Below are 11,034 nucleotides of genomic sequence, written 5' to 3' on the forward strand. Positions count from 1 at the left end.
TCCCTACCTTTTCAATTCAACGATTTCAACGTACATCTTCCCGTTTTTCGTCAAAATCTTTCCGGTTCCAATCTCTTCATTCTCAAGCATAAGACGCACCGTATTTTTCGTTGAATTTTCAAGACGATACAATGTACCTTTCGTAATATGAAGCAAATCTTCAATTTTCTTTTTCGTATTTCCGATTTCAAAATAAATTGTTAACGGAATATCATCTTGTAATTTCAAATCTAGCCAACTCCCATATCATGTTCACGAAAATTTCATGTTCTCTCTATATATGAAACCTCTTATTTTGAAACGTCGATATTTAATATTTTTTTAATATATCCTTGCGTTTCTTTAAATGGTGGTACGCCCCCGTACTTTCTCACATTACCAGGACCTGCATTATAAGATGCAAGCGCTAGTACGAGATCGCCGTTATTTTTCTTCAAATAACCGCTTAACTCTTTCACGCCGCCCTCAATACTTTCAGCTGGTGAAAATGGATTTTTTATACCCATCTCTTTCACATTCTCTGGCATAAGCTGCATAAGACCCTTCGCACCTGCATGTGACACCGTTTTCGGATTAAAATCAGATTCTACTTCAATCATTTTTTGAATTAACGTTTTCGGAATTCCGTATGTACGACTTACAAGATCAATAATATCCTCATACTTCCCTTCATTGGAAGAACGTATTTTTTGAATATTATACTTCTTCGTTAATCCCCACGTATCAGCAGCCTCATTTTTCGTTTCTGGGAAACGTCGTTCAAACTCTTTTTGCGCGACTTGCACTTCATCTACATTCTTCATTTCAGCCTTTTCTTCAGACTTACTCGCTTCCTCTACTTTATGAATAGATTGTTCCGTTTTATTTACGACCGTTTCTATTTTCGTAGATTGTACCGGCTGACTCATATCCTCTACACTTGCCGGCTGCGTAGTAGCCTTCGTCTCCTTCGCAGGTTCACTCTGCAACTTCTCTTGAAAACGACTACTAACGAATGCTTGTGGACTACTTAGCTTTTGCTGAATTTGTCCTTTCTTATATGCAAGCACTTCTTTTACTATATTTCCAACTATCATAATATCACCTTTTCGGTAAACAAAGATAATCTAATATTAGAGTTTTTTTTTAAAGTTTGCAATAATCCTTTTAATAATATTGTAATAAAAAAATGAATATATTGTTAAACTGTTATTTTTTTATATTTATTAATTCGAATTTTTAGTTGACACCCGCTATGACAGGGATTACAATAAATCTCGAAATTGATTTTTTCGCATATTACCGTTTTTCAATTTGCAGAAAAGTCAATATAAAAAAATGGGGGTTCTTAATCATGAGAATTAATACAAACATTAATAGCATGCGTACACAAGAGTACATGCGCCAAAACCAAGCTAAAATGAGTACTGCTATGGACCGTTTATCAAGCGGTAAACGAATTAACAACGCTTCTGACGATGCAGCAGGTCTTGCAATCGCAACTCGTATGCGTGCACGTGAAAGCGGATTAGGTGTTGCAGCTAACAACACACAAGACGGTATTTCTTTAATCCGTACAGCTGACTCAGCAATGAACTCAGTTTCTAACATCTTACTTCGTATGCGTGACCTTGCTAACCAATCTGCAAATGGCACAAATACAGATAAAAACCAAGCAGCATTAGATAAAGAATTTAATGCATTGAAAGAACAAATTGATTATATCTCTAAAAATACTGAGTTTAATGACAAAAAGTTACTTGATGGTTCTAACAAATCTATCGCAGTTCAAACGTTAGATAATGCCGATACTAGCAAACAAATTAATATTAATTTATCCAATACTTCTACTAAAGCACTAGAAATCAATACACTGACAATTAGTGGCACAACACCAATTGCAGGTAAAAACGAAACTTCTAAAATAACTGCTGAACAAATGGATTCTGCAAAAGGCGACCTTGAAAGATTTGCGAACGCAAAACAAGCTTTAGCAGATTTAACAGGGCCTACTTTAAATGGTGATGGAACACCTCAGCCTGGTACAGGTAGCTCAGATGCTGTTATCAAAGATGCTGTTAAAGAGTTCAAAGAAGCATTTAAAAATATCCAACCTTTAATGAGTGATGCAGATATTACAACAGTACAAAATAAGATTGATCTTTTCGATGAAAATTCTCCAACTCTATCTGCTGCTCAACTTATTGGAACAACGTTTGCAGATTCAATGAAACCTGCAGCAGATAAAGAAATTACTAAAGCTGCTGTTAAACCAAATGCATCTGATGCAATTGCAGCAATTGACGCTGCCCTTACAAAAGTTGCTGACAATCGTGCGACTCTAGGTGCTACGTTAAACCGTCTAGACTTTAACGTAAACAACCTTAAGAGCCAAGCATCAAGCATGGCATCTGCTGCTTCTCAAGTAGAAGACGCTGACATGGCGAAAGAAATGTCTGAAATGACTAAGTTCAAAATCTTGAACGAAGCTGGTATCAGCATGCTTTCTCAAGCAAACCAAACTCCACAAATGGTTTCTAAATTATTACAATAAACCATTTGAGTTAGCTTCATGAATAAACCTCTCTGCTTGCGGAGAGGTTTATTTTTTGTAAAACCTTCCTTTTTTTGATGGGAGAGAGCATCCGCGTGGCGTAGAAGCGGTCAGTGCCTATCTTTATCCCCTCTCATGTTAAAACACAACTAGAAGATAAGCATAAGTCTCTTTTTCTTTTCCTAGCTGTTTATAGGCTTTAAGCCCATATATAAATCTATAAGATAAGGAGTGTCTATTATGCGTATTGGTACGAATGTTTTGAGTATGAATGCTAGGCAATCACTATATGAGAATGAAAAACGTATGAATGTTGCTATGGAGCATTTGGCGACTGGTAAGAAGTTGAATCATGCTTCTGATAATCCAGCTAATGTTGCAATTGTGACTCGTATGCATGCACGAGCGAGTGGTATGCGCGTAGCCATTCGAAATAATGAGGATGCGATATCGATGCTACGTACAGCAGAAGCTGCTCTTCAAACTGTGACGAATATTTTACAGCGTATGCGTGATTTAGCTGTTCAATCTGCTAATGGTACAAATTCAAATAAAAACCGTGATTCACTGAATAAAGAGTTTCAGTCTTTAACAGAACAAATTGGCTATATTGGCCAGACGACTGAGTTTAATGATTTATCCGTATTTGACGGACAAAACCGGCCTGTTACGTTAGATGATATTGGTCATACGGTAAATGTAACGAAACATATCTCCCCTTCCCCTACACAACATGACATCAACATTTCAACAGAACAAGAAGCAAGAGCGGCGATTCGTAAAATTGAAGAAGCTTTACAAAATGTATCACTTCACCGCGCTGACCTCGGGGCTATGATCAACCGTTTACAGTTTAATATTGAAAATTTAAATAGCCAAAGTATGGCCCTAACAGATGCTGCATCCCGAATTGAAGATGCGGATATGGCGCAGGAAATGAGCGATTTTTTAAAGTTTAAATTGTTAACTGAAGTTGCACTTAGTATGGTTTCACAAGCAAATCAAATACCGCAAATGGTTTCCAAGTTACTACAATCTTAAAAAAATCATCTTCCTTCTTTGAAACGATTCCATACAAAACAAAAGGGAAATACATATAAACTATGTATCTCCCTTTTATTTTGTACCCAAATTTTATTACTGCGTTACAGTCATAACCTGTCCACTGCGATCAACCATAATTTTCATTTTACCGTCTTGTGCGTTATATAACCCTAATTTATGCAAATCTTGTTTACATTCTTTTACAAAGAAAGGCAATGTGCGAATTTGATCGATATCAGAACTCGTAATGAAATGAATTAAATGATGCGTCATTTCTTTTATATCATGAACAAGCTCTTCCTTTTCTCGCTTAATCCTTTCATTTTCAGCTCGTAATACATGTAATTCGCCTTCGAGACCACGAGCATTCTTTTCATCTTTTGAACGCTCTGCAGCCATGCTAGAAAGCTTATAGATTCCTTCCATAAACTGATGTAGTTCATGCTCTTTTCTTTCACTACAATGGCTTATCGTTTCAAAATTATCAACAATACCAGATATAACTGTTACAAGGCTTTTTTCATTCTCTGTATTTTGAACCTCTTCTCTTAACTCTTGCTTGTTTTCTTTTTTTATCTCAACAATCGATTCTTTTACAGGTGTATATTTTCGCTTTCGTCCTGGTTTTTGTTTTTCAATATTTTCAAACGGTATTTCACATTTTTTTAATTTGTAATACGTATTTTGCAATTGACTTTCTGTTTTTGGAAAAAGATTTAGTTCTTTTTTACTAACGTATTTTGAAATATTAATAATGTTTAAACCGTGACGTTGGGAAAATTGATACACTTCATACAGTAACTCTAGCTCAGACTTCAGCCATGTAATCTCTGATTTTTCATATGCTCGCATCCCGCCATGTTTTTCTATATCTATTTGAAATAATACCATTCTATTATATAAATCAACTAGTTCTTCATATTTTACTTGGAATTGTTTTTCTATTTTTTTAAATTCCGCTTCTAGTTGCATATCGTTCATTTTATTATTTGACATGTTTTGTAAAAGACTTAATACATTGATTGCTGTGTGGTGATACATAATCTGTGTCACTCTCCCCTCATCCTTTCACAATTCTCATCTGACTCCCATGTCTTTTCAGAAAATAGCAATTTTTTCATATCCATATTATAACATTTCGAAATTATCTGTCAAATAATAAACATACAAAAATGTATAGAAAGTATAGAAATAGAAAAATTATTTTTAATTAATATGCATAATTACATATTAATTATATTATATGGTATTTCGGATGTATTTTCACCGAAAAAGTTTGCGTTACTACGCAAACTTACTAGCATATTCCAAACGTACGCTCTCTTATATTTTCAAAAAACAAGTTCGCTATTTATTCATTAAACGAATTGAAAATCTCGAAGTAGAGACTATTCATAAAGCCACAAACACTCCAGAAACGTTTAATCTTCCTACCTGTACAGCAGAGTATAGAATGCAAAAAAGGAACTAGCCAGTACTACTTACACGTGGCTAGTTCCTCCTCCCTACTAAAAAAATAGAGTTGTATATCAGTTCTTCAAACCCTCAATTAAAGGCTCTTTTCTTCTACTGACCTAAAACCACTCCATATATCTGGTCTCACATCGCATAGGGCTCTATTAGGCACTGACCGCCACCACACATAGCTAGATACTCTACTCTCGACTTGATAAATAAAATGAAATGGTACACCAGTTCCTCTCAAACTCTCTTGATGCCCAACTTCCCCCATTTACCTAAAGCCACTTCATATCTCTGGTCTCACATGGCATGGGGCTCTATTAAGCACTGACCGCTCCACACATGGCTAGTTCCTCTATTCCAGCTAAAAAGAAGCTTTTAAAGCACTAACTTATCTACTAAACCAATTAACTCTTGAATATCTGGCTTACTTACTTGAGCATTTGCTCCTACAGCTTCGCCTTTATGGAATAATTCATTTGTAATTAATGAAGAGAAAATAATGACCGGTAAACGATTCATTACTTCACTATCTTTAACCACTTTCGTTAAATGATGTCCATCCATTTTCGGCATTTCAATATCCGTAATTAGCAAGTGAATATGTTCAAACATTTTTTCCCCTTGCTCTTTCGCTAATTTTTCAATTTGTGCTAACGCTTCTGCACCATTGCTGAAGAAGTTCATTTTCGTATATCCAGCTGATGATAATGTTTCTTCTAATATTTGGCGGAGCATTGCTGAATCCTCTGCAATATAAATCACTTTTTCAGCTCGATCTGTTTTCTGTTCTAACCCTGCAAGTGATTTATTGTCATAACCAGTACCACTAATTTCACATACAATTTTTTCATAATCTAATAGCAAAATAATTTGCCCATCTAGCTTTACAATACCAGATGTCGTTTCTTCTAGTCCCATAGACAATGAAGCTGGTTCATCAATTTGTTCCCATGAAATACGTTGAATACGATGCACTTCATCAACACGGAAAATAACTTTCATTTGATTTAATTCTGAAATAATAAATTTCGTTTGATCAAGTGGCTTTGTCGATTTTAAATTAAGAGCTGTCGCTAAGTTAATAACAGGTAAAATTTCACCGCGTACTTGAACAACACCTTCAACTGCATGATGAGATTCTGGCACAGTTGTAACAGGGAATGGATTAATGATTTCACGTACTTTCATTACGTTAATACTAAATAGGTTTTCACCAACAGTATATGTAACAATCTCTAATTCATTTGTTCCGCTTTCTAATAAAATACTTTGTGCTTGTGACATAAAGGTGTCGCTCCCCTTCCATTAATTCCGTATATCTAATTATTAAGCTTTATAAAAGAGAAAAAGTCAACTATCTATATAAAAAATATAGATAGTTGGACGATTCATTTATTTCAAAAGACAATTAATCTTGTATAAACGAAGCAAGTGCCTCTAATAACACTTCTTGTGCTCCTACAATTTCTGTCGGCATTGCTTCCCACTTTTTCGAAAGCTCCGTTTCTACCCTTATTCTTAGCTCTGGATCCATTTCTTCTAGCACATATTCTTTCGTGGCTATATCAACATCAAGTAGCGCAAGTGCATATAATTCTGGATCATTTATTTTTTTAAATAATTGTTTCAATATAGCTGGTGCTATATGTTTTAATTTTTCAATATGAATTTCCTTATCCGAAAATAGTAACTCATATTGAATAAACGTAACATTATCTTTAATCACTTTAAAATAGCAATTATTTTTTTTATCATTTACAAAATAACCGTTCGGATCTGCAATAATACTCTCTACTTTACGAATTAAATCCGGCAAACTACTCGCCGCCATAACAGTCCGCTGCTCAACCTCACTTGGCGAAATGAATGTAACGCGATACTTATTCTGCGCCATCCTCCTCACCTCTCCTTTTATAAAAATCTATCATCACAAACTATCCAAAAGGCACTGGTCTGCCATAAAACGATTAACCATCCCAGTAACCTTTCATCGATCCATTTTTGCAACTACACTTCGCTTAAATCCTCTTAAACTACCCTAGTAACTCTCCATATCTCTGGTCTTACACACCAGTCGAGCACCACATAGGCACTAACCGCCACCACACTCCGCCAGGACCTCTCTCAAAACCTAAAAAAGAGCTTTTAAAGTCTTTTAAGACCTTTTCAATAACTCGATGTTATTGAACCAAAATGCAATCTGCTGATCCGTTATCCCTGATAGTGTAATAAAAAACTCACGGCACTTCATCTCGTCCTTAAACAGTTGATACTTCCATTCTCCTTCACTACCAACACTTACGAAATAAAACTCATGAATACGGCCAATGATTGATTGCTTTTCGCCAAATGAATATGGAGGTACTTGCTTAATTTCAAATTGATCAGGTAAATATATATGCTCTTCTCGTTCCATTTTTAACACTTGCTCAGCAAGTTCACGTTTATTTTCGAAAAAAGGCAATTGTAAAATTCGCTCTTGTCTTGTCGTCATACGAATAAAAAACCCTTTCTACTACATTACAATTTTACTTTATGATATATTATCGAATTAAGTTTACAACTTCATTTAATACTTCATCTGACACTTTAATTACTTTCGCATTTCCTTGGAATCCACGTTGATAAAGCATTAAATCAACAAATTCTACAGATAAATCTACGTTTGAACTTTCTTTTGCTGACCCTCGTACATTACCTGCACCATTCTCACCAGCAACACCTATTCCTGGAATACCCGCTGATGGTGTCGCAACGTAATTTCCATTCCCTGTTTTCATTAATCCACCTGAATTCGGGAATGTAGCTACAGCTAGTTGTCCTACAACTTTCATACTACCATCTGAATATTTCATCATAACGAAACCACCGTCAGAAATAGAGTAGTCATTTGCAATTGCAGCTGGACGCCCCGTTACTTCTGTGGTAGAAAGAGTTTTCCCCGTTGGATAATTTGTTAATCCGCTTAAATCAAGTGTTAGACCACTACCAAAAGGAATTTTAATCGATCCACCTTTAGTAATTTCACCAGTTACTGGATCTTTTTGTACAGGTTCATCTGTTTGCTTTAAATTTCCTAAATTATCAAATATAAGGGGTTTGTCGTCCGGCATGCCTTCAATAGGCTTAAATTCTTTTTCGTTTTTAGAATCATTCCTTACAGAAACTGAATATGTATATTCACCTGCCTTCGGCTTTTCAACTACTTTACCATCTACAGTTTCTGATTCAGTCTTTTGTTTAATATTTACACGTAACGTTAACGAGTTTCCTTCCGCATCAAAAACTGTGAATTCGTGAGATAATGCATTTTGGTTTCTAGGAAGGTTTCCACCTATTGTCGCTTTATCTGTTTGAATCCCACCAACAGCTGATCCCATCGGAATATGAATTGGGCTTGGTCGTGAAGAAAAATCTATTTCTTGTGTTCCTGTTTTCACACCATAACCTAGCACATACTGTCCACCTGTAGTTGTAACATAGTTATCTTTCGATACACCGAAAGACCCTTTTCTCGTATACTCTACATTTCCAGCATTACGATCACCAACTAAAAACAAACCGTTTCCTTCTATCGCTGTCTCCATCTTATCACTAGTTAAAGTAATAGAACCATCACTAAAATCTGTAGATGTCCCACTGAACTTTACACCGTTACCAATACTCTTTGGATTCGTGCCAGCATAAGCACCATCACCACGTGAACCAACCGTATTATTGTATAGCAAATCATCAAAAATCGCTTTTTGTTTTTTATAGCCAACTGTTTGTGCATTTGCAATATTATTTGAAGTAACACTTAATGCATTTTGTGCTGCATTCATCCCTGTAATACTTGTATATAACGCTTTAATCATAACCTTTGTACACTCCTTTTATTAATCTTGCTTAACCTCTTCATTTTTTTCTATATCATCTTTCTTCTCATCTTCCGGATTAGTTTCTGTTATCGGTTTATCAGAAACCCTCTCTATGAAACGAAGTGAGACAACTTGATTATCAACAATAAGTTGCACATCGTTATTTTCAGCAAGTCGAACTGTTTCCACTTGACCAGTCACTTGCTTTCCATTATTGCTTACACCTCTAACGTACTTTCCTAAAAACTTCATCCCTCCATCAAGAGCCGTCGAATACATCGTTGATTGCAGTTTATCTACTGCTTTCGTCATATTCTGTACTTGCTCCATAAGCGATAGCTGTGCTGTTTGGTTCATCATTTGGTTCATATCCATCGCATTAAACGGGTCTTGATGTTGAAAGCTTGCTAAGAAAAGTTTCAGGAAATCATCTTTATCCATAATACCGGGTGTTTTTTGAGTATTTGCTGATACTCCGTTTGCTTGTTGAGCTGTCGACTGTGCACCAGTAAAAGATGCATTTTTTGTTTGTGCTCCTGCTTGTAACGGAATATGATTTGTACTCGTTGTATTTAATCCAACTGTTGGCACACTTTATTCCTCCAATAATCCCGCAAATTCTTTTGCATGTTGTTTTTCATGTTTCGGACTTGCTAATTTTTGTTTTTGTCTTTGCTCTTGTTCTCGCTGTTCTTTTCGATTTTCATCTTTATCTGAATAGCTAATTTGAATATTGATTTCTTTTTCTTTTAACTTCAGTCTCAATTCATCAAAAATGATTTCAACCCGTTTTTTCGCATCGTGTTTTTCCATTTCTACGTGAACATCAATTTGATCTCCATGCTTTTTCATAAACACTGTTAATGTACCGAGTTTTTCTGGATTTAACTGAAATAAAACACGTTCTTGTTTCACTACAAATTTTTGCAGTGCTTCTACTTGTGCTTCCATTTTCTTTCCTAAATCAGGCAATGAAACTTTCTCAGCGCCACTATTAGATTTCCCTATTGAATCGGTACTCGTTGCTTTATTTAATAACTCCGCACCCGCAGAACTTGAATCGTTGAATACATCACCTTCTGGCAACTCTATCTTTACATCATCGCTCTCAGCTTTCGGAAGATCTCCATCTAATTCTTTGGACTCTTCTTGTTTCTTTGCAATATTACAAGTTTCTGTTTCTACTACTTTCAATACTTGCATCGTTTGCTCTGGCATCGTCACTTTATCTAATACCGTTTGCATTGTATCTTCTAAACATATAGCATTTTTGATATTCATATTTGAAAGGAGCTCTTGTAATTGTTGTAATTCAGCTGCAGGTAATTCGTTAAGTTTTATATTTCCATATTCTTTATACAGCTCTTGTATTTTTTGTATGTATTGATATAACAATTCTGGCTGCACACGTAATTGTTCAATTGCAACCATTTGCTCAGATACAGCTAATAACAACTGTTCTGTCTCTTTTTTTTCTTCTTTCTTTACAATTGGCTCTTCTTTCGTTACTGATTGTTTAGAAAGAATATATTCTTTTTTTTCTTCTTTTGGTGCTTCTTCTCGTTTCATTTTCTCCGTTTTCGGCTGCTTTTTATTTTCCATTCTCATCGTACGATCGAATGAAGAATCTTCACTTTTTGATTGTACTTCTAGCCCTTTTTCTTTTTGCGGAGGTAAACTTTGTTGCACCGGTAATACAGACTGTATCACTATATTCACCTCATCCATTCATACACATTTTCAAATCAAGAAGCATTTTTTCTTCCTGCTTTTCTCGTACTTTAGCAAGCTTTCTACAACCTTCTTGATACATCTCATCAATGACACGTTCTTTTTCTTTTACTTGTTCTAAAAGGCTTTCATTTTTTTGAATAAAATCTTCCGTTTTTTTAATTTTCCGATTCCATTCTTCTATTCTTTCAGGTGAAAACGTATGTGAGGAAAGCATACCAGCCATTATACGTTGCCCAGTTTGTACGACTTTACTACGCGATTTTACTACATATAAATCATATTCTTTTTTTTGTTCTATTTTTCTTTTTTCAGCTGTTAATTCATACACTTCTTTCAAAATCTGTTCTTTTTCTTGATTTATTTGCAACTTTATCGTGTCGTACTGCTGCTTATCCACCT

Annotated in this window: 12 protein-coding genes; 2 read left to right on the forward strand and 10 right to left on the reverse strand. The window is 35.3% G+C overall.

What is annotated here, in order from left to right:
- Positions 1-3: 3 nt before the first annotated feature.
- The gene (locus tag ACTFRS_RS09895) at positions 4-228 is read right to left on the reverse strand and encodes a flagellar motor switch protein FliN (RefSeq protein ID WP_000775712.1); all 225 of its coding nucleotides are present in this window, start codon (positions 226-228) and stop codon (positions 4-6) included.
- Between the two features lie 62 nt (positions 229-290).
- Positions 291-1,076: a transglycosylase SLT domain-containing protein gene (locus ACTFRS_RS09900; RefSeq protein ID WP_440023696.1), complete on the reverse strand. Its 786-nt coding sequence runs from the start codon at positions 1,074-1,076 to the stop codon at positions 291-293.
- 257 nt (positions 1,077-1,333) lie between these two features.
- On the opposite strand from ACTFRS_RS09900, the gene ACTFRS_RS09905 reads away from it, so the two are divergent.
- Both ACTFRS_RS09905 and ACTFRS_RS09910 read left to right on the forward strand, forming a co-directional pair.
- Complete coding sequence (locus tag ACTFRS_RS09905; protein ID WP_139867928.1) at positions 1,334-2,533, forward strand: flagellin N-terminal helical domain-containing protein; 1,200 nt, start codon at positions 1,334-1,336, stop codon at positions 2,531-2,533.
- Between the two features lie 240 nt (positions 2,534-2,773).
- Complete coding sequence (locus ACTFRS_RS09910) at positions 2,774-3,574, forward strand: flagellin N-terminal helical domain-containing protein (RefSeq protein WP_440023694.1); 801 nt, start codon at positions 2,774-2,776, stop codon at positions 3,572-3,574.
- A 96-nt stretch (positions 3,575-3,670) separates the two neighbouring features.
- Here ACTFRS_RS09910 and ACTFRS_RS09915 read toward each other — a convergent pair whose 3' ends face one another.
- From ACTFRS_RS09915 to ACTFRS_RS09950, 8 genes are all read right to left on the reverse strand, one after another.
- On the reverse strand, positions 3,671-4,618 hold the full coding sequence (locus tag ACTFRS_RS09915; protein WP_440024587.1) for a DNA-binding domain-containing protein: 948 nt from the start codon (positions 4,616-4,618) through the stop codon (positions 3,671-3,673).
- Between the two features lie 798 nt (positions 4,619-5,416).
- Complete coding sequence (locus tag ACTFRS_RS09920; protein ID WP_000075958.1) at positions 5,417-6,325, reverse strand: chemotaxis protein; 909 nt, start codon at positions 6,323-6,325, stop codon at positions 5,417-5,419.
- Positions 6,326-6,449: 124 nt separating this feature from the next.
- Positions 6,450-6,935: a hypothetical protein gene (locus ACTFRS_RS09925; protein ID WP_048551727.1), complete on the reverse strand. Its 486-nt coding sequence runs from the start codon at positions 6,933-6,935 to the stop codon at positions 6,450-6,452.
- Positions 6,936-7,196: 261 nt separating this feature from the next.
- On the reverse strand, positions 7,197-7,535 hold the full coding sequence (locus ACTFRS_RS09930; RefSeq protein ID WP_000213335.1) for a DUF3964 family protein: 339 nt from the start codon (positions 7,533-7,535) through the stop codon (positions 7,197-7,199).
- Positions 7,536-7,584: 49 nt separating this feature from the next.
- Positions 7,585-8,898, reverse strand: a complete 1,314-nt coding sequence (flgE, locus tag ACTFRS_RS09935; protein ID WP_139867934.1) for a flagellar hook protein FlgE — start codon at positions 8,896-8,898, stop codon at positions 7,585-7,587.
- Positions 8,899-8,919: 21 nt separating this feature from the next.
- On the reverse strand, positions 8,920-9,492 hold the full coding sequence (locus ACTFRS_RS09940) for a flagellar hook assembly protein FlgD (protein WP_440023691.1): 573 nt from the start codon (positions 9,490-9,492) through the stop codon (positions 8,920-8,922).
- A gap of 3 nt (positions 9,493-9,495) precedes the next feature.
- Positions 9,496-10,611: a flagellar hook-length control protein FliK gene (locus ACTFRS_RS09945; protein ID WP_042511913.1), complete on the reverse strand. Its 1,116-nt coding sequence runs from the start codon at positions 10,609-10,611 to the stop codon at positions 9,496-9,498.
- A gap of 10 nt (positions 10,612-10,621) precedes the next feature.
- Positions 10,622-11,032 (reverse strand): cytoplasmic protein, encoded by a 411-nt coding sequence (locus ACTFRS_RS09950; RefSeq protein WP_070168636.1) that lies wholly within the window; start codon positions 11,030-11,032, stop codon positions 10,622-10,624.
- Between the last annotated feature and the right edge of the window lie 2 nt (positions 11,033-11,034).

The organism is Bacillus cereus group sp. MYBK139-1 (assembly GCF_051916915.1).
Taxonomy (GTDB): Bacteria; Bacillota; Bacilli; order Bacillales; family Bacillaceae_G; genus Bacillus_A; species Bacillus_A pacificus.